Raw genomic sequence first — 22,552 nt, 5'->3', positions numbered from 1 at the left:
TTTGAACAATAGGCGTTATCCTCCCCTATAACAACAACCCAGCCTTTGATCAACTATTAAACGGCATTCTAAATATGGCTTCAGAACATGATTATTTGATAACGGTGCTTCCGTCAAAATATAGAAAAGAAAAAGAAATAGAGTACTTGCAGAAATTAAAAAGCAAGCTCGTCGATGGCATCATTATCACTTCAAGGGCGAATGATTGGGAGACGATTATTCCGTATAGCGAGTACGGTTCGATTGTATCTTGTGAATATACCCCGCATCCGGAAATTGGTTGTTCCTATATGGACCGGTATTCTTCTTATCTAGATGCCTTTCAATTATTAAAAAACAGGGATCGGTTTGGGCCTATCTACAGTGGATCACCAGCTAACGAAAGTCGGTGAACAGGCTTGTAGCCTCGTGATAAAAAAGGCTAGAGAAAAAGTGAAAATACCTTATCGCATTTTAGAGAGATGTTCTGTCTGAATCCTTCTCTTTGCTATGAAATTGAAAACAATGAAAAATGCTCCGCATTACGATGATCTATTACCTGGCAGCCGAACTGGAGATAGTTCCTTGTGATTTGTAGTGATGTGGTTCAGCCGAGGGAGATGGTTGCCAACCTCTGATTAATTCTGGCCACAAGAACCGTCCCCTTGGTCTACAAAAAAAGGTGACAAGGAAACTTGTTTTCGTCTCCTTGTCACCAAACCTACTAGATAGTAAAGTAATCCTAATATTTCTTTTTAATTAGTCATTTCATTCTTTCGTCTTCTTGCAAAAAAATAACTGATCAAACCAAGTAAAACTAATAAACTACCAATTAACATCCAGTTGTATTGATTACTTGCTGTGTTAGGTAGGTCTGACTCACTTGTTACTTTCGCAGGGGTCTTATCTGTTTCTTCCGTAGAGGCTTGGCCTTTATTTATCGAAATATCCCCATTTTCTTTATCATTATTTGATATTTCCTTGTCTGGTATTTCTACCGTATCGTCCTTTGCAAAGTATTCTGAAGCACCTTCCATATACATCACGGTGAAGGTTGAAAACTTTGTTACATCGAACTGAACGTATATTTTCCCTGACTGGTCTTTTACAACTTTCCCAGGAAGTACTTCTTTCGTACCATCGCTATGCTGGATAAAAACCGCTAGATTTTCAAGCATCTCATTCGTTAGCTGCACATCAGTTGGTAGTGGCATCATAATGGTAACCAAATGATTTTGCATATTCGTCTCAATTTCCATCGGACGTCCTAGAGCTTGAATTTCCCTATTTTGATCTTTGACAATATTCTTCACGATTTGTTCCTGTTTAGCTTGTTCTTCAATCAATTGTCGATCCGCTTCATTTTTCACAGGCACAACACGGAAATATAACTCTTTATCAAATTCCAGAATTGACTTGTTAGGCACAAGAATATTCACATCATTCGTTTGAATTTGGAGTGCAGCTCCCCCATGTCCTAACAACTTTATGGCATCACTTGGTACTTCTACTTTTGTTTCAGAAACCTCATCATTGCTATCAGGAATGTCAAATGTAACTGCCTTTTTAGCCGATGTCCCCAGTTTCTCCAACACTTTTTGTGCATTTTCTTGAGTAAATGTAACTAAGTCTTTCACTTTCCCACTAGTTTCTGTTGTCCGTTTGATTGATGTTTGCGCAAGTACACCCTGTCCATTATCTGAAGTGACGTCGATGATAATATCCTTTGTCACATCTTTCGGTTCGTCTACACGAGTAACTTGAATCGTATAAGCCGTCGCTGAAACCCCATCAGGAGCAGTAACTTTAATGGTTATCATATTTTCCCCAACAGAAAGTGGGACGGTTACTTCTGTTGAACCGTGATCAACCATTTGGCCATTCAATTGAACCGTACCTCTTGTCTCTGATGTTGTGACAGAAATTGTTAATTGCTGTACATCATAAGCAACGGTAGCTGTGTATGTCGTTTTCTTCTTATCGAAACTTGGCGATAAACTAGCGTTATTCGATAACGTAATAGTAGAAAGCGCACTGTTCGAAGATGCCCATTTCGCATACAAAGTCGTTGCCGCGGTGACTGGTGTTTCAAAATCGTACATAGTAGTAAGTTGTTCATCACTGTACCAGCCGGCGAATGTATAGCCCTCTTTCGTTGGGGATACTGGTTTCTCCGCTGTCTCTTGGTATTTCACATTTTCTGAATCTACCTTACTTCCGCCATTTGTGTCAAAGCTTACTTTATACTCATTGATCGTCCATTTCGCATACAGTGTTTTATCAGCTGTTATGGACTGATCGAAATCGTACTCGGTCGTTAGTTTTGAATTGCTAAACCATCCTTCGAAGGTGTAGCCTTCTTTTGTTGGTAGTTCCGGTTTTACCGCTTTTTCATTGTGTTTCACATTTTCAGAAGCAATAGTACTTCCGCCATTGCTATCGAAGCTTACTTCGTATTGGTTTGGCGTCCATTTCGCATATAAGATCATTGATCCTTTCACTGGCGCGTCAAAATCATACAAATTTGTTCGTGCTTCATCACTGTACCAACCGGCAAAGGTGTACCCTTCTTTCGTCGGTGCTTCTGGCTGCGTTGCTTTTTCATTGTATTTCACATTGGCAGATGCAACAGCACTACCACCGTTTGAATCAAAATTGACTTCATATTGATTATGGGTCCATTTCGCATACAGCTTTGTTGCTGCTTTGACAGGCTCATTAAAATCATACAATGTCGTTAGATCTGCATCGCTGTACCAGCTGGCAAAGGTGTAGCCTTCTTTTGTTGGTACTAACGGTATTCCTACTTTTTCTTTATAGGTTACGCTTTGATCAGTCACATGACTTCCGCCATTGCTATCGAAACTTACTTCGTATTGGTTTGGCGTCCATTTTGCATACAAGATCATCGCTGCTTTTACTGGTACGCCAAAGTCATACAATGTCGTTAGTGCTGTGTCGCTGTACCAGCCTTCGAAGGTGTGGCCCTCTTTCGTTGGTACTGTTGGCTTCGTTGCTTTTTCATTGTACTTCACATTTTCCGAAGCAATGCCGCTGCCGCCATTCGGATCAAAATTGACTTCATATTGATTATGAGTCCATTTCGCATACAGCTTTGTCGCTGCCTTTACTGGCTCATTGAAATCGTACAAATTCGCTCGTGCTTCATCACCGTACCAGCCTGCAAAGGTGTAGCCTTCTTTTGTTGGTACTAACGGCATTCCTACTTTTTCTTTATAGGTTACGCTTTGATCAGCCACTTGACTTCCGCCATTGCTATCGAAACTTACTTCGTATTGGTTTGGCGTCCATTTTGCATACAAGATCATCTCTGCTTTTACTGGTGCGTCAAAGTCATACAATGTCGTTAGAGCTTCATCACTGTGCCAACCTGCGAAGGTGTATCCTTCTTTCGTCGGTGCTTCTGGTTTTGTTGCTTTTTCATTGTATTTCACATTGGCAGATGCAACAGCAGTACCACCATTTGTATCAAAATTGACTTCATATTGATTATGAGTCCATTTCGCATACAGCTTTGTCGCTGCCTTTACTGGCTCATTGAAATCGTACAAATTCGTTCGTGCTTCATCACTGTACCAGCCTGCAAAGGTGTAGCCTTCTTTTGTTGGTACTAATGGCATTCCTACTTTTTCTTTATAGGTTACGTTTTGAGCTGCAACTTGACTTCCGCCATTGCTATCGAAGCTTACTTCATATTGGTTTGGCGTCCATTTTGCATATAAGATCATTGATCCTTTCACTGGCGCGTCAAAATCATACAAATTTGTTCGTGCTTCATCACTGTACCAGCCGGCGAAGGTGTACCCTTCTTTCGTCGGTGCCTCTGGCTGCGTTGCTTTTTCATTGTATTTCACAGTTTCCGAAGCAATATTGCTGCCGCCATTTGGATCAAAATTGACTTCATATTGATTATGGGTCCATTTCGCATACAACTTTGTCGCTGCCTTTACTGGATCATTGAAATCGTACAAATTCGTTAGTGCTTCATCATTGTACCAGCCAGCAAAGGTGTAGCCTTCTTTTGTTGGTACTAATGGCATTCCTACTTTTTCTTTATAGGTTACGTTTTGAGCTGCAACTTGACTTCCGCCATTGCTATCGAAGCTTACTTCATATTGGTTTGGCGTCCATTTTGCATATAAGATCATTGATCCTTTCACTGGCGCGTCAAAATCGTACAAATTCGTTCGTGCTTCATCACTGTACCAGCCGGCGAAGGTGTACCCTTCTTTCGTCGGCGCCTCTGGCTGCATTGCTTTTTCATTGTATTTCACAGTTTCCGAAGCAATATTACTGCCGCCATTTGGATCAAAATTGACTTCATATTGATTATGAGTCCATTTCGCATACAACTTTGTTGCTGCTTTGACAGGCTCATTGAAATCGTACAAATTCGTTCGTGCTTCATCGCTGTACCAGCCAGCGAAGGTGTAGCCTTCTTTCGTTGGAATGCCAGGATTGATCGCCTTTTCTTCATAGATCACGTTTTGAGAGGCGACACTATCGCCACCGTTACTTTCGAAGCTTACTTCATATTGATTTCGAGTCCATTTTGCATATAAAATCATCGGAGCTTTCACTAGTGTGTCAAAATCATACGATGTCGTAAGAGCTGCATCATTGTACCAGCCTTCGAACGTGTACCCTGCTTTTGTTGGCGCCTCTGGCTGCATTGCTTTTTCATTGTATTTCACAGTTTCCGAAGCAATATTACTGCCGCCATTTGTATCAAAATTGACTTCATATTGATTATGGGTCCATTTCGCATACAGCTTTGTCGCTGCTTTAACTGACTCATTAAAATCGTACAAATTCGTTCGAGCTTCATCGCTGTACCAGCCAGCGAAGGTGTAGCCTTCTTTTATCGGCGCTTCTGGCTGCGTTGCTTTTTCATTGTATTTCACATTTTCCGAAGCAATATTGCTGCCGCCGCCGGTATCATAACTTACTTCATACTGATTGATAGTCCAATCCGCGTAGAGCGTAATGTCTAATGTCACAGGCATATCAAAATCGTACAATGCTGTATGGTTAGCATCACTATACCAGCCAGCAAACGTATACCCTTCTTTCGTTGGGAGTGCCGGCTGCACTGTTTTCTCTTGATACTTCACAGTTTCTGAAGCAACAGGATTTCCACCATTTGCATCAAAGCTTACTGTGTATTGTTTCTTTTCCCATCGAGCAAACAAGGAAATATTTCCTGCATCCATATTAATTGAATTCCCAGGAGTATAGTCAATCCCCGTGCCGTCCGCCTTCGTATTCCAGCCGACAAATGTATAACCAATTTTTTGTAAATTACCGCTATTAGCTTTGATGATCCCCATGTCGCCATTTTTATAGAATAATTCATCGCTTGGGACACTACCTGCTTCAGCCCCATTTGCATCATACTTCACTGTATATTTAAATCCCTTTAGCGCAGGATACCCACCTGCATTGATTCCCCAAACAGAACCAAAATTCCAACTAGCCATGAAAAAAGTGGCTGCTGACTGCATTTCTGAGGTTGTTTTACCAACACCTTTACCAAAGTCATTTTGGCCTGTGGTGTCGGCATCGTAGAAGCTATTTGTAATCGGAAGACCGAATCCATTGAATCCGATTAATCCACCAACAAAAGTCAAATCAGTCTCTATTGCAGATACTTTTCCACTGCTGAAACTATTTGTAAAGAACCCTTCATTATTACCTACTAAACCACCGACGAATACAGTACCCGTTACTGCACAGTTAGAATAACTATTTTCAATGACACCATAGTTAACTGCTACCAATCCAGATACATTATTAACTCCGCTTACGTTACCTGTGGTATAATTATTGCTAATTATCGTTCCAAATGCTCTTCCTGTAAGAGCAGAGACATTACTAAAACCAACCACATCAACATTTTCCAACGCAACATTGCGAATATAGCCATTGCTGGTAAAACCAAATAATCCTACATCCACGGCATTTGGTCGATTAATCTTCAGTCCTCTAATGGTATGATAATTACCATCAAATCCTCCGGTGAAAGGATCGGCATCAGTCCCAATCGGTTCCCAGTTGGAGTAGCTACTTAAATCGATATCATTTCCTAATCGATAATGAGCAGTTAAATCTTTATGAATATCATTAAAATCGGTATCCGTCATCACAATAAACGGATCACGTTCTGTTCCTGATCCCTGCATGGAATTTACTTTTTCCCATTGAGCATAAAGAGTGATACTTTGATCTGTAATAGTCAATATCTCATCAGAAGTGTAAGATGTCCCACTGCCATCTGCCTTCGAATTCCAGCCAGTAAATTGATAACCTGGTTTTACTAGACTACCAGTATTTCCTTTTACTGTTACGGTCTCACCATTACGATATTCACCGCCATCAATAGGTGTATTTCCGCCCAGCGCTTCATTTGCATCGTATGTTACCAAATAAAACTGTAAAGCAGGAATGGCCTGTAAATATGGATAAAGGTTTGCATCTATTGCCCAAATATTCAGGAAGTCCCATCTAGCAAGTTCAAAGGTTAATCTCGATTTCATATCAACAGTGGACATCGGAATGCCTTTGCCTGTATCTACTTGGCCTGTTGCTTCTTTATCATAAAAACTAGCTTGTACATCGCCATCAAAATTATCTCCAACAAGACCACCCACAGAGCTAACTCCAGTTACTTTTCCGGCAGCATAACTTTCACTAATATTAGCACGCATATTAAACCCAACAAGACCGCCTACCTGGACTTTACCCGTAACTGATCCTTTTGCATAACTATTGCTTATATATGTTCCCAGCAGAGCACTCGAGCCATCATTAATCCCGATAAGACCACCAATAGTAGTTGCTTCATTCATACCCGTCACTTTTCCAGTGGCATAGCTGCTATCTACAATCCCATGATTTTCACCAACAAGACCGCCTACAGTATAGTTTCCAGTGATTGTAGCTGTAGAAAAGGAATTCACAATGAAAGCTTCTGTTGAATTGCTGCCTGCTAAACCGCCTACAATACCAAGACCCGTTACATGGCCGGTTACATAGCTATTCAGGATGGCCCCATGATTGTAACCAACTAATGCGCCAATACCAAAACCATAAAGGTCAATATTGACAGCAACTAAACCAACATTCTCGATCATTCCACTATTATCAGCAAATAAACCGATCATTTCATTTATCGAAGCGCCTTGAATAGTAAGTCCTTTAATAACATGTCCATCACCATTCAAAGTTCCTGTAAATGGACTGAACGAATTCCCGATCGGCTCCCAATTTGAATAGTTGCTTAAATCGATATCATTTCCTAGCTTGTAAGAGGCACTTAAGTCCTCACGAATCCGATCAAATTGCTCTGCAGTTTTGACAATATACGGATCCTCTACCGTCCCAGACCCTTTCATCGCATTTGGATCGATCCACTGTGCATATAAAGTGACGTCTTGGTCACCCATATTAAACGTTTCATCTGCAGTATAATCTGTCCCGCTGCCATCCGCTTTTGTATTCCAATGATCGAAAACAAAGCCTGTCTGGACTAAATCTCTGCTGTTTCCTATAACTGTGATCGTGTCACCATTCTTATACTCTGTGCTATCACTTGGAACAGCTCCTCCTGTAGCACCATTAGCGTCATAGGATACCGTATACGTCATCTCTTTCCATTGTACGTACAAGGTGATATTTTGCTCACCCATGCTGAACGTATCATCTGCAGCGTAGTTCGTTCCGCTTCCATCAGCTTGTGTATTCCAGCCAGCAAACGTATACCCTGTTTTTACTAGATTCTCAGAGTTCCCTTTTACTGTAACAGGGTCACCGTTTTTATATTTAGAGCTATCAGCAGGAGCCAGTCCTGCAGTTGCACTGTTCACATCATAGGTTACACGGTAAGTTTTAACCACCTCAAGTGACCGGAGATTTGGATAGTCTCCTTCACTGATATCCCAAATGGTGTCAAAATCCCAACCAAAGTCGACGAAAAACCATTTAGTCTGCATATCTTGTGTTGGAAGCGCGTCACCTTTGCCCGTGTCCGATTGTCCGGTTGTTACCATATCGTAGAAACTATTACTTTCAGGACCTCTGTTTACTCCGATTAAGCCGCCTGTAGAAGAGGTTCCTGTAACTTTTCCTATAGCATAACTACGAGTAACCCCCCCTGCATTTTGCCCAATCAATCCACCGACATTTGTTTTTCCTGTTACATTCGCTTTTGAAAAACTGTCACTAATGATATATTGAGAATTAAAGTTAATAATATTATTACCAACTAATCCTCCCGTATTGCTCGCATAGGCGTACGATGTTGCTACACTTCCAGTTGTAAAGCTTTTCGTAATCTTTCCGCTATTTGTTCCAACTAGACCGCCTATGTCATTGCCCCCACCTGTTACAATTCCATTTGCATTACTATCACTAATCGTTCCTATATTAGTTGCAACTAATCCTCCAGCAACACTAGAAGTTCCAGTAACCGTACCACTTTTCAGGCTACTATTACTAATCGTTCCGTAATTTATTCCTGCTAAGCTACTAACTCTAGAATATCCCGCTACATTTACATTTTCTAAAATTACATTTTTCACCACTCCATCTGAACTAATAGTGGAGAATAGCCCAACATCTGAAGCACTACTATTCATTTTCAGCCCGGTAATAACATGATTGTCCCCATCAAAACTACCTGTAAAAGTAGGATTGGTACCGATCGGCTGCCAGTTCGAGAACCCACTTAAATCAATGTCATTTCCTAATTTATAATGAGCGGTTACATCATATCTCAGACTATTAAGTTCATCTGCAGTAGTAATAATATAAGGATCCTGCTCTGTACCTGATCCATTCATGGTAAAGACAACTTTCCATTTGGCATACAGGGTGACATGCTGATCGCCCATAATAAACGTTGTATCTGCAGGATAATTTGTCCCACTTCCGTCTGCCTTCGTATTCCAACCGCTAAAGGCAAAGCCCGTCTTTTCTAAAGTGCCGCTATTCCCTTTAACCGTAACGGTTTCGCCCTTTTTATAGGATGAATCGTCGATTGGAACCGTTCCTACCGTAGCCCCGTTCAGATCATATGTCACCTGATAAGTACGTTCAACTCCAAAAGGTAAAAGTGTAGGATACTGTCCAGCTTGGATCCCCCAGGTATTGCTAAAATCCCAGCCAGAAAAAGTTGCTTTTTTTTGCATATCTGCCGTGGTCATTGGAGTTCCATTCCCATAGCTAGTTTGACCTGATGTCTGTTGATCAAAATAACTAGACATCACATAGCCGCCATTACTGAAACCAACTAAGCCACCAACATATGTATTTCCAGTAACTTTTCCAGTTGAGTAACTAGATTTCACCGATCCATTGTTAATACCAGCTAATCCACCGACATACATTGTGCCTGTAACACTAGCTTGTGAGAAACTGTCTGAGATAGCAGTATATTGATAATTGGTCGCCACTAAACCGCCAACTTGTTCCGTTCCCGTCACCGTTCCGGTTGCATAGCTTTTCGAAATCGCTTTCTCATTCTGACCGATTAAGCCACCAACCTGGCGTCCGCCTTTGATTGTTCCACTCGCATGACTATCACTCACAGGTCCAGCGTTTGCCCCAATCAGTCCGCCAATTTGATGGGAGGTTCCTTCTATTGTTCCATTTTCAGAACTACTGTTACTAATGGTTCCCTTATTATATCCGATCAGACTGCCAACCAAGGCCTGTCCTTTTACAGCCGCATTCTTTAAATGGACATTTTTGATCGTGCCATATGTATCGACACTGCCGAACAAACCAACTCCCATAGAGCTACTAGTGATGGTCAACCCACTAATCGTATGATTGTCACCATCGAAACTTCCCCTAAAAGCTTGTCCAGCATACTCCCCAATTGGATTCCAGTTCGTATAGCCACTTAAATCAATGTCATTTCCTAATTTATAGGAAGCATTCAAATTATCGCGAATGCTATTCAGTTCATCCGCCGTTGTAACGATATACGGGTCTTGCGCTGTGCCCGACCCGGCCATAGTCATACCTACCGCATAACTGGATGCAGGAGGCTGAACGAATGAAAACAACATGACACAAACAAGTATCAATGAAAATCGACGTTTCATTTTTTTCTTCCCCTCTTATTTTTATTAAGTTGATGATTTCTAAACTATCCTAGTTCTATGAACCTATTAGCTTATAAATCCACCCTTTTTAATGTGATAAATGTCACCCTTCTACAATTCAACATCATATGACAATATACCTTAAAAAAACCTTAAAAAACCTAAAAAAAACCGAATATATTGTCATAATTTGACAAGTAATTCGGTCTTTTGATTTAATCAATTTTTCTCTGGCTCACAAGGAATCCGCACAGCTACTTTTGTCCCAACGCCTTGCTCACTATAAATTTCCAATCCCAATCCATACTCAACCTTCATTCTTCTCCTAATATTTTCGAGACCTACCCCTTTGTTTTCGTTCGTTTCATTACCTGAACTTTCCAAAAAAACCTCGGTCATTCCTACTCCATTATCCTCAACTTCGATGTGAACATATCCCCCATCTCGATAAGCAGATATTTTCACTGTTCCTCCTTCAAGCTGCTTTCCAATCCCATGCCGGATGGCATTCTCAACAAGCGGTTGAATTAAAAGCGGAGGAATCTTAATATCGTTCATTACAGGATCAATGTGGTATTCGACTCGAATACGATCTCTGAACCGAGCCTTTTCAATCTCAATATAGGATTGAATCAAATTTAATTCCTGGCTGAACGGAACTCGCTTTTGCAAATTATTAAAATGAAAACTTCCCCGTAAATAATCAGCGAGATTTAGCGTTAAATTTCTCGATCTTTCCGCATCCGTATAGCTTGAAGCAACAATACTGTTCAACGCGTTATAAAGAAAATGCGGTTTAATCTGTGACTGCAAGAAAGCTACTTCTAAATTTAAGGCTTTGCTGAATGATTCCTTCATCGCTAGCAAACTACCAATCCTTGCCTTTAATTCGTCCAGGTCAAATGGTTTTGGTAAAAAGTCATTCGCTCCCGCCTCAAATGCAGCCACCTTATCCTTCGGTTGAATGGCTGCTGTTACCATTAGAACAGGAAACTCTGTTAATGAATAGTTTGTACGAATCTCCTGGCAAACCTCATAACCAGACATCCCCGGCATCATTAAATCCAGTATAGCCAAGTCAATCGAATGTGGTCTATTCAGCTGCTCCATCACCTCGTGACCATTTTGGACCGCAATGACATTACAATGAATGGATTCAAGGGTATCCATCAATATCCTTAAATTAGAAAAATTATCATCCGCAATTAGAACCGTATATTTACCTTGCTGTTCCAAATAATAAGGAGTTAGAAAGGAATACTCCGGATGCTTTACAGCTTTACTAGTGTCCTGATACTTTTTATTAGGTTTGTCCCCTATTTTTGCGATCGGAAGAGTGATGGTAAAAGTTGTCCCCTCGCCCTTTGTGGATGTCACACGTATGTCCCCGTTTTGTAGTTCAACAAGCTGCTTGACAATAGTTAACCCCAGTCCTACACCTCGCTGGGTTGCCTGCGACTCCAACGTTTGGAACGGTTCAAAAATAAGCGGAATCTCTTCCTCTTCCATTCCCACTCCTGTATCACGAACGGCAATCTCTATCTTTCCATGTTGGACTTCAGCCAGGACTTTAACAACTCCATTTTCAGTATGCTTAATGGCATTATCGAGTAAGTTGCTGATTATTTGAACGATACGGCTTTCATCCGCAAACACATAAGGTAAATCCTCAGGCACATGATTTTCCAACTGAATATTTCGATCAGTCGCCAGGAAAGAATAAATTTGCAAATTGAGACCAATCGTTGTACGGACATCGACCGGTTCAAAGTTGATGGTCAATTCTCCTTCTTTTAGCTTTGAAAAATCTAAAATGTCATAGACTAACTGTGAAAGCCTGTCTGTCATATTGGTAATCAATTGCAGTCTTTCACGATGTTCATCTTTTAACGAATGAGACGAATCATCAAGCATCGACCTTGATATATTCATAATCCCATGCAATGGTGACTTAAACTCATGGGAGGTTCTCGCAAGAAATTCATCCTTCAATTTATCTGCTTTTATAAGTTGGACAGAGAGTTCTTTAATTTTTCGAAAGGCATTTGAAAATCTAAGGGACATCAATAACGCAAGCATTAATATAAACAGGAACGGTTCAAAGGGAATCACCTTATAAACCGGCACTGCAAAATTGGAATAAGCAGTTTGATTGAGTGCATATGCCATTAAAGCAACCGCCGCAACAGCGAGATAGACACTGCCCTCTATTCGATGGAGAGCTGCTAATACGAAAACATGTGTAACATACAATAACGAAAACGTGATATATCCTGATGTGATTGGTAAAAACATGCCTGTATATAAATGAGTAAGAAAAGTGAGCGCCAACAACCCCATAATCGTTCCGGCTATCAATCCCATCTGAATGGTTCTCTGTGAGCAATATGACTGAAATGCCGTATATACAAAGAGTAACAAGCCCATTCCCGTGCCAATCGAAGATAAAATCTGTATCCGATAATGTAACCAAAAGGGCAGATGAGGGAAAATATCAAAGATTACTCGCTCCCCACTAGCTGCCGCAAACAACGCTGAAAAAATACAGACCAATCCAAAAATAATCAAGGAACTGTCTTCCTTACGCTGTGAATATAACCCAACAAAATATAGACCCATAATCAGAAAGGAGATAACGATAATCCAATCATGGGAGAGTGCCTTATTATCTAAGGCAGAAATTTGCTTGGCTTTGCCAAGATAGATAGGTCCATTTATTCCACCGCTGCCGGGTAATTCATAATTGGCCACTTGAACAATGACTTCATTCCAGCCCTGCTGCAAATTGATATAGCTTGTATAAGGCTTATTCCTTGCTTCATATTCCTCTCTTTTTGCTGGATTTCCACTCTTTCCAATCGTTTTACCATTAACCACAATTCGATTGGCTAATTGAATCGAAGATAATTTCAAGCCATACACTTGATTTGAATCGGTTATTTTAACATGCAAGCGATAGGTCGCCACCCCCAACGACTTCATCTTTTGATTGAATTTCCCAGGCACTTTGATCGTATCCTGATTTAATTTACTTCCATCTGAATCAAAATCAGCCTGGAACAATAGCTGATTGGGGTAGAACTCCCACTCTCCATTTAACGGAACAGACTGGTCTGTAGAAAAATCCCAAGTGGAAAGATTTAAATATCCTTTTATTGCTTTTGGAGTTGGTTTCGTCTGCGAGGTAAAAGCAAAGTACAGAACAAAACAAATCAAGACGAAGATCAAGAAAGTAATAGAAATGGATTGGATCTTTTTTTTCATACATGCCTCTTTAAATGTAATATTAAGTTCAGTTGCTTACATAACTGAACCGTTTCAAGTTCTAATTCCACGCCCAGATCATTTACAGTTTGCTCCAATTGCCTATATACCGCAATGGCTGCATTCCGCCTGCCTGATTCTAGGTATATCTGAATCAATTCCCGGCCATATTTTTCAGAATCAGGGATAATCGTTACTATACACTGTAAACATTCCTCTGCAAGCGACAGATTTTGAGTTTTGAAATATTCATAACACTGGATCAATGCACGAATGTACAGATTCTTTAACTCTACTTGTCTAGAGACTCCCCACTGATAACCAGAGCCCTCCAGATAATCCCCTTTATACAGGTCATTTATTTGCTGAAACAGTGTTTCATCAAAGTCCACATTTGAATTTAGTTCCAGTAATTTCTCTCTCACCATTTGCTCATCACTTTTTAAACCATTTGCAGAAAGGACAAATCCTTTGCCCATTTTCTTTATCTCCACCTGAAGGCCAGACTCTTTTAAATCTTTCCGTAAGTAGGACAAACAAGTATATAAATAGCTTTTTGCCTTTTTCAAATCATGCTGGGGCCAAATGGCTTCAATCATAATATCTGTATCGACAGGCATATCAAGATGATGAATCAAAAAGGCACATACTTCTTTCTCTTTCTTTGTTTTCCATGATAGTGTTCGTTTCTGATCGCCAGGCAAATGGAGAAAAAAACCTCCCATACACTGGATATGAGGTTGGACCATCTCATTCTGAGATTGGTGTTGTTCTAAAGCACTCGGCCCCATTCGTGAAATACATAGCTGCAATCTTTCCAGCGTAACCGGCTTTAGTAAATAATCATTCGATTGAATTTCAAATGCTTCAACGGCATATTCTGAATAAGCCGTTACAAATACAACCATTAATTGAGGGTTGATGGACTTCATTTTTCTGGCAACCTCTGTTCCCTTAAGGCCTGGCATATCAATATCAAGGAAAACAAGATCAATCGCAGTCCCTTCAATGGCCTGTAAAGCTTGGAACGGATCTGTAAAACGTCCGACAACTGCTACATTTTTGTTCTGTTGTAATAATATTTCTAATAGATCAAGTGCGTCCTCTTCATCGTCAATTAGCATCACGCGTAACACTTCACATCTCCCCTTTAGCAGGCATAAATGATAGAAAACTGGAATTTTTTCGAAAAAGTTGTTTCCTTGAATCACTAATGTAATCTAGTGAATTTCCCCCTTAGTAGACATATAAAACAAACCGTTCTTTCATTAGCCTTGTTATTATAGTCTCATTAAAAAAATTCGTAAATAAAATTTTGTTGGAAAAGAACAAGATCGCTAACTTTGTTTTTTTAAAAGACCTGTCCCCCGTTCATTCGAACAAGTTCGATATAGGCTATACTATTCAAACGTTTAATTAGTTATGGGTTGAATGGCATTATAGTTCCACTTTTTCACCCCTTGATGGAAAAAACTTGTCGAAATCCCTCTTTTAAGCCCTTATCCAATCTCCGGATAAGGGCTTTTCGTTGCATAACTAGGAATTTCACGGATAAATTCGTAATATGTCCAGCCTTTTGCCTTAGCTTAGGGTTATTTTCTTATTTTCTAGAAAGTTTTTCCGAAAGAAATAGCGCTCTAACTTCACGTATTATTTCCATTAGGCTTTTCGACAATTTCAAGAAATGTTTCCATGATTATCACCTCCTTCCCAAAAAGGAAAGAAGCGCAGGACGAAATTATACCCTCCGAACAAACATTATCATCAACTTTATTGCAATAACTTTTACTTATTTAAAGTGTTCTGAATAATAGTCAGTCTTAGCCCATAGTACCGCCATATTCTAAGTAATTAACCGGTTTCATCTTCTGGATTCCTATTAAGTTTATCTTTCTTTGGAAACTCAGACCATTTTAAAGGAGGATTCAATAAAATGAATAAACTCCTAAGTAACTTATTTAGCTGATCTCTTTGCTTAATAGATACATAATTCACGTAGTACTTATTTTTAAAACTTTTTTCTATTCTTTTTAATAGGTTTAATACTAAATTATGCATAAATGTATGTGCTTTTTCATTATAATTAGCTTGTAAACTATTATTATATAAAATCTCTTTTACTTGTTCGTATTCTTTCAACTGGTGATCAATTATTTGGCTCAAGCATTTTTTTATATTTTCCTCTGGTATATCCTCAAATGCCTCTTCCTTTGCAGCCTTTTTTATGACATCAATAATGGCTTTATTAATATTTCTATTAATATATAAATCAGCAATAAAATTTTTGTCCTCCTCACTTAGATTTAAACTATGGATATCAGTAAATGCATGTCTGCCGGCACCTGTTTTTTCCCCTCTTCTTATCCATTCCAGATTTACATCCAATCCTTGTATATATTTGTTTAATGTCTTTTCTGTTACATTACATAATCCTGCAATTGACTTCACATCATATTTTTCAGTTTTTAACAAGTGATTTATCATCTTTTCTAACTGATATGCAGTTCTTCTTTTAGTGTGTAATTCCATACTCAGCCGCTTAACAATTCTCTCATCTTCTGATGATAACTTTTCAATAATACAGTCAGCTTTTAGCTTTCCTAAAAATTGAAGGGCAAAAAAAACGCCGATAACCATCAACTAATACATAACAGCCTTTACTTTCTTCCTCGACAATTAACGGTACCCTTAACCCCTGTTTATTAATGCTTAGTTCTAAACCTAAGTCCTTTTCCCTTAATCGAAACTCCGGTTCTAGTCTAATTTGGGATAGTTTAATCCTCATCATCTGCTTGCTCATTCGTAACCACCCATTTCATTTTTATAAATAGGTATTCAATAAGCGAATTGTCCTATTACATTAATCTCAAATAATAGTAAACTATATATCTATTTAATCCGGTAACTTTGAAATTTTCGAAATAATATTGCACACAATCAGGACCGCGGCACGAGCGTTAATCAGAAGAACCTTCCCTTATCGTTCTGAAAATTTTATTATAAGACACTCTATGAATCTCATAATCTGGTGAAATTATGCCCGAAGGGTCCGATCAGCATGAGGGAAAAACAATTACTGCAAAAAAATTAATGATCAAGGATATTAAAGCTGATACGGATAGAATTTATATTAATAAAACAAGGAGAAAGAACTTTGCGCTACTTACTAATATAATGGCAGTATGCTTAATTAAGGTTAGAAAATTACTAATCAGTTTTACTTTTGGGAGGTTTTCCATATTATTATACACAGCCCGAAAAGATTCGATTATGATCGTCCAATGTACTGGCCATGACTATTAAGATGTGTCCTCTGTGGATCGTTTACTTAGAGTACTAGAAGCCACGTCACCTGATTAACCACCAAAAAAGGTAAGAGCAAAATCGCTCTTACCTTTTTTGGCGTTAATTGAATTAATATATCATCGCCTCTCCCAGCCTTTACCACTACTTTAGAAGGCCAGTAATATTTACTAAATAATACTTAGGCACTAGCAGTAACAGTCAACCAAACTAATTCCTTAATGGTCCGAGGGAGATATCCAGCCATCCAAAAAACTTCTAAAATACCGAGGAACCGTCCCCATGGTTTTAATTTGCAGGGGGGATATTTACGGCCTGGCTCCTCTCTTCCGTTTGCTTTGATGTCTTGATAAAGATGGAAGCAATGATACCAACAACCGTACAACCCGTAATGAAGATCCAGCCCATACTATAATCTTTTACACCATTTTGGACAACGACTAAACTTCCAAATATTTTGGCACTGAATGCCGCCACAAAATAGCCAACACCATTAACAAAGCCCATCGCCTTCCCGTATACCTCAGGAGTAAAAATCTCTGCCGGAACTGTCAAAAATGGACCCCATGCCATGTTGGCAAAGAAACCCATACCGCATAAAGCAAGTGCGAGCAGCGTATGATTGGCTTCATTTAGAGTAGCAAGTAATAAAATAAATGGTGTCAAACCAATAAAGCAGGTTAGAATCATAATACGACGATTTCCCCTAAAGACCTTATCTGATAAATAGGAGGAAACAAAACTTCCAATGGCTCCTGCAGCAAAGTACATCGCACTCCAATAACCCATGGTCGCCAACTTAAATCCGAATACATCTGCTAAATAAAGTGGAATCCATGTTAGAGCACCATATAAGACAATTTGCATAACCACGTCAACGAAAACAATTGCAACATAAGTTTTACTTTTAAATAGATCAAAGAAAGTAAAGTTTTTCTTGCTCATGATTTGCTTTTGAAGGGTTTTGGTATCATTAATATCGACCAATCCAGCATCAATTTCATCCTGATAGGCATACTCTAATTCTGCTTTTGAAATCTTTTTATAATGTTCTGGCCGGTCATAAACAAACCAGAGAATGATGACCAATGGTATAATTCCCATAGCTCCAGTGATAAAGAATACAATTCGCCAGTCTGATGCATGGACGGCAATTTGAGTAGCAAAAATACTGGCCCATGCTGGAGTCAAAATCCATGCCCAAGAAAGTAATGCCTGTGCTCTTGCTCTTCCTTCTTTATTAAACCATCTCATGAGAATACGGGCGGAAGGAACAAACTCTGTACCTACAAGTAATCCGAAAATAGCCATCCTCCAGAAGTATTCTTCCTTCGTTTGAATGAATCCCATAAAGGCAGTAAGAGCTGACCACGAAATGACAGAAAAAATAAGGATTTTTTTGGCACCGAATTTATCAGTTAATATACCAGTGATATATTGGCTAGGGCCGTAAAATAGTAACATTAAGAATGCACCTGTACCAATATCAGCCGAGGATAATCCAAGATCCACTGCAATGGAAGGATTTAAGACGCTCGTCTTTACACGATCAAGATACTGGATACTATAAGCCACAAACAACACAATAGCAATTACCCAACGATATCCCATTTTGGCTATCATAATTTTCCTCCTTTAGAAACGGAATTATTTATTTTCTGAAGACTGAATCGGGACTTTGTTCTTTAATGGTGTTCGTTCTCCTAGAACTGCCCCTTGTGAAATAGGTTGAACTAATTGTGCATATTGTGATAACCAACTGGGTTTAAGTTCTCTTTGAATCGGTTTCCAATTTTTAAGCCGGCTCTGAAGCTCCTCTTCTGTTACCTCAAATGAGATCTGCCTTTTGGTTAAATCAATGGTAACTTGTTCACCTTGTCGGAGTACAGCCAATGGTCCACCAGCTGCCGCTTCTGGCATCAACTGTCCAATAACAATTCCCCGATTTAATCCAGACAATTCTCCATCCGTAATGACGGCCACATGCTGTGCATTTCCTGCCCCATTCAATGCCGCTACAAAGCTCGCAGCAAAAACAGTTCCAGGTCCTCCGACTGGACCCATTCCCCGAAGAACAACAACATCTCCATTTTGAATTCTACCATTACCAAGTGCTGCAATTGCTTTATCCTCATCGTCAAAAATAGTAGCAGGCCCACTGAAAAATTGAATCTCATCTGGGACCGCTGACAATTTCACGATCGAACCTTCTGGAGCTAGATTCCCCCGTAAAATGGCAATCCCAGGCTTATGGCTATGTGGTTTCTTCAACGAATGAATTACATTTCCATCATTAACGACAGCGCTTTCAATATTCCCTTCAATTGACTTTCCAGAACTGGTTAAGGTGTCCAGATGAAGGTGTGATTCCAGTCTTTTCATAACAGCCCTCGTACCACCAGCCATTTCCAAATCTTCTGTTCTGTATGGCCCGTTAGGTCTCACTGCCGTGAGTAGTGGTATATGATCTGATAACCGCTCATATGTTGCAACAACATCCATATTTAATTCCGCTTCTGTTGCTACAGCTGATAGATGACGGACGGTATTCACAGATCCTCCGACAGCGAGTGTTACCATAATCGCATTTTCAATTGCCTTTTCAGTGATAATGTCTCGAGGACGAATATCCTCATTGACAAGATCAACAATCCTTTCCCCTGCCCTCTGTGCATATTCATATAGTTTTCTGCTATTCGCAAGGACAGGAGAATTACCTGGGAGTGACATACCAATGGCTTCGGCAATAATATGCATGGAATTGGCAGTACCTAATCCTGCACAAACACCCGGTGTTTGGATGGCTACTTCCGTCATGGCCGTTAACTCATCAAGTGTTTTATGGCCACACTCCACTGCCCCAATCGATTCATAGACATCATCAATATCTACAAACTCACCTGTATGGCATAACCCGCCAATTTGATACCCGCAGGTTAAGAGGATACTAGGAATATTTAATCTAGCGGCAGCCATTAAATGGGCAGGCGTAGTTTTGTCACAGGAAGATAGACAGACCATTCCATCTAAGACAGCCCCCTCTATCATGACTTCTACTTCATTAACAATTAAGTCTCTTGTGGGCATTAAATATCGGGCCTTCTTCCCAGCACTGGTAACAAAATCACTTGGTGCCACTGTACGAACTTCAAACGGCAGCCCCCCAGCCTCACGGATCGCCTGCTGAACTGCCCTCGATACCTCATCCAAATGAATATAGCAGCTTGATAACGTAGATGAGGTGTTAATGACCGCAATCTTTGGCTTTTCAAAATCCTCCTCCTTAATCCCCATGCTTCTCCATTGACTTCTTCGAACAGCCCATCGTGTGGTACCTTTTTCAAAATTACTTCTGTACATGAACATTCCTCCCTATAATAGGTAAATCAACTTTGGTAAATTGGAAATAAAATGAGATTACCAATTTTATAATTTCAGAAAAATTAACCAAAAATTTAGATAATTTAAAACAGACTTTTCCAATGAAGAGAATTAATTGATACTAGTTTAAAAGATTTCTTTGCTTAGTGTAAGTAAAGAAAAGAAGTGCTAACGCATTAAAAGAATCGTTGTGGGATTAATTCATGATGTAGGCTGATAGGATTGTAGTTGCCAAGAAGAAATGATTTCATACCTTATGGAAGTCTAGCCCCATCTTTATTTAGTAGTTCCCGAATTTCCCTCCCATCTATTTTTCGAAGAGATTGCTTCTGTTTAATGGATTCACTCGCGGCAATTCCTGCTGCATGCCCATAAGCGAAACACTGGGCCGTTACTCGCGCAGACGCCAAAGCTTCATGCTCAGCACTAAGGCACCTGCCTGCTACAATGATATTTTCCCCTTTTTCAGGGATAAGTGTTTGAAATGGTACATCATAATAATCATCTAACAACCATTCTACTCTCGGTTTTTCACCAGCATGGAGTTCTATTGGCCAAGGAGAACAAGCAATGCCATCCTCCCGTTTCCGCTTCGATAAAACGTCTTCATTTGTAAGTTTTTCAACCCCTTCCACAGTTCGTGTTTGCCTGATACCTACCTCGACTCCTGTGTCATTGACAAAGAGATTTTCACATCCTCTTATATGCTCTTTCAAAAAGCGTGCATATTCTCTGACCTGCCTGCGGCCAAGATACTCAGCCTCCGTGTGATCAATGGGATTGATGACATTTAATTCCCGCTTATCTTGACCAAGAAGTCGTGTCGCATTGACTAGAAGTTCTCCAGGCCGCGATGTTTTAAACACCCAAATCTTTGATCTAGGCAAATCATACTTTCCAGATTTATTCAATGAATGTATAAGACTTGTTACTTCAGAAGAGCAAATGGTATCATTCCCCCAATATCGTAAGAACGTTTCCACATTCACACCGCCAACCCTAAAGATCATTGTTGGGTTTTGAATTCTCCCTTCATCTCCCATGGAAAAGGCAAATCCCGCCCGGTAGATCACATCAGCATCACCACTTGCATCAATTACAACTTTGGCATGAATCACGGCCATTCCTGATTTGGTATTAATAATGACCCCTTTTATTTGTTCATCCTCCTTTAAGACCCCAACCAGCGAGGTATGATATAAAATATTCACGCCGCTCTCTAACAAAAAATCCTCAGCGACTTCTCGCCAAACAAGTGGATCATGCGTGACAGTCCACGTTTTTCCATATTTAAGAGGGGGAGTAATTCCTCCACGTCGTTCCATTTCAGAACGGAATTTTTCTGTAAACCCAAACACAACCTGTTCTGGTTGCTTCATACGATCACTTGATAAGTACATTCCACAAATGGTTCCCGACAGCCCGGCAACCGCTGCGCCGCCACAAAATCCATACTTTTCGATAAGTATGACGTTCTGCCCGTGCCGACTCGCTGTTTCTGCTGCGGCCACTCCTGCAGCTCCACCACCGACAACTAAAACATCTACATCAGCAAATACGGGCAAATCATGCCTTTTTCCTATAACAACATCTCGTTTCCAGTTCAAAAGGTTCCTCTCCCCTACGTTTTAACTAATTCCCCATTGAATACCAGGTATCGATATTAATTTCATATAGTTTTTCTGTCGAGAACAAAAGATCTTCAAGGGCTTGAAGTGCAATGCTTTCATCTCCGGACGCAACTGCTCTCATCAACTTCACATGTCCCTCATTGATTTCTTTAGTGAGCTCCATATTTAACTTATATTGAAAAAAATACATTCTTCTAGCGAGTGCATGAAGGGGTGTTAAGGCATTCGCTGCAAAAGGATTACGAGAACATTTCGCAAGGAATTTATTAAATTCATCATCAATCCTTACGGCTTTGATATCATCATTTTCAATTGTTGCTGTTTCATAGGCATCCGCCAATTTTAAAAATTTTGTGCGTTCAATTGGCAAAGAAAATTTTGTAGCCCTTTTTACGATTAAGGCTTCTAATACCCTCCTAAGTTCCATTTGTAAAAAAATTTCCTCTGTTTTTATTTCTGTCACCATAATCCCTCTGTGTGGTAATACTCTAACAAGATGGGCCATTTCTAAACGTTTAATGGCCTCTCTTACTGGCATCCTTCCAATTCCTAGCATTTGGCTTATTTCATTTTCTGAAATTAATTGTCCTGGATTTAACTTTAGTGTAATAATCATTTCTTCTAGTTCTATATAAGCCTTTTCAGCTAAATTCATCTTCTTCCTCTCACTTTCCTAACTCTGAGTAAACTTAATCAAGCACAAACATTGATTCCATTTGGCATCACCGCTAAGGATTTAAGATCAACTACTTGCTATCAAAAGGATTTGAGTTCCTCTAATATACAACTAATATATTAGTGATTATAAATCTAAAGCACTTCCAAAATCAAGTATATTTTTACGAAGTTTCAGAATTTTCAATA

Annotated in this window: 9 protein-coding genes; 1 reads left to right on the top strand and 8 read right to left on the bottom strand. The window is 39.7% G+C overall.

The genetic code is table 11. The features are described from left to right. Positions 1–8: 8 nt before the first annotated feature. The gene (locus tag TY15_RS11555; protein WP_306454194.1) at positions 9–392 is read left to right on the top strand and encodes a type 1 periplasmic-binding domain-containing protein; all 384 of its coding nucleotides are present in this window, start codon (positions 9–11) and stop codon (positions 390–392) included. A 342-nt stretch (positions 393–734) separates the two neighbouring features. On the opposite strand, the gene TY15_RS24245 is transcribed toward TY15_RS11555, so the two are convergent. The 8 genes from TY15_RS24245 to TY15_RS11510 form a co-directional block, all read right to left on the bottom strand. After that, positions 735–10,109 carry an InlB B-repeat-containing protein gene (locus TY15_RS24245; protein ID WP_042374473.1) on the bottom strand — a complete coding sequence of 3,125 codons (9,375 nt, stop codon included), beginning with the start codon at positions 10,107–10,109 and terminating at the stop codon, positions 735–737. A 219-nt stretch (positions 10,110–10,328) separates the two neighbouring features. After that, a complete protein-coding gene (locus TY15_RS11545; protein WP_040207305.1) occupies positions 10,329–13,373 on the bottom strand; it encodes a hybrid sensor histidine kinase/response regulator in 3,045 nt (1,014 codons plus the stop codon). Then, positions 13,370–14,509 (bottom strand): response regulator, encoded by a 1,140-nt coding sequence (locus tag TY15_RS11540; RefSeq protein WP_042374472.1) that lies wholly within the window; start codon positions 14,507–14,509, stop codon positions 13,370–13,372. Before TY15_RS11540 ends, TY15_RS11545 begins: the two co-directional genes overlap by 4 nt. Positions 14,510–15,224: 715 nt before the next feature. Beyond that, a complete protein-coding gene (locus TY15_RS11535; RefSeq protein WP_040207304.1) occupies positions 15,225–16,010 on the bottom strand; it encodes a hypothetical protein in 786 nt (261 codons plus the stop codon). Between the two features lie 954 nt (positions 16,011–16,964). Then, positions 16,965–18,299 carry an MFS transporter gene (locus tag TY15_RS11525; protein WP_040207302.1) on the bottom strand — a complete coding sequence of 445 codons (1,335 nt, stop codon included), beginning with the start codon at positions 18,297–18,299 and terminating at the stop codon, positions 16,965–16,967. A gap of 24 nt (positions 18,300–18,323) precedes the next feature. Next, on the bottom strand, positions 18,324–20,036 hold the full coding sequence (gene ilvD, locus TY15_RS11520) for a dihydroxy-acid dehydratase (protein ID WP_198138244.1): 1,713 nt from the start codon (positions 20,034–20,036) through the stop codon (positions 18,324–18,326). Positions 20,037–20,311: 275 nt separating this feature from the next. Next, positions 20,312–21,664: an FAD-dependent oxidoreductase gene (locus TY15_RS11515; protein WP_042374470.1), complete on the bottom strand. Its 1,353-nt coding sequence runs from the start codon at positions 21,662–21,664 to the stop codon at positions 20,312–20,314. 25 nt (positions 21,665–21,689) lie between these two features. After that, positions 21,690–22,343, bottom strand: a complete 654-nt coding sequence (locus tag TY15_RS11510; protein WP_042374469.1) for a GntR family transcriptional regulator — start codon at positions 22,341–22,343, stop codon at positions 21,690–21,692. Positions 22,344–22,552 lie beyond the last annotated feature (209 nt).

It is taken from the genome of Neobacillus jeddahensis, from assembly GCF_000612625.1.
Classification (GTDB): domain Bacteria; phylum Bacillota; class Bacilli; order Bacillales; family Cytobacillaceae; genus Neobacillus; species Neobacillus jeddahensis.
The sequence above is the reverse complement of the archived record's forward strand: the minus strand, read 5'-3'. Positions and strand labels throughout refer to the sequence as shown.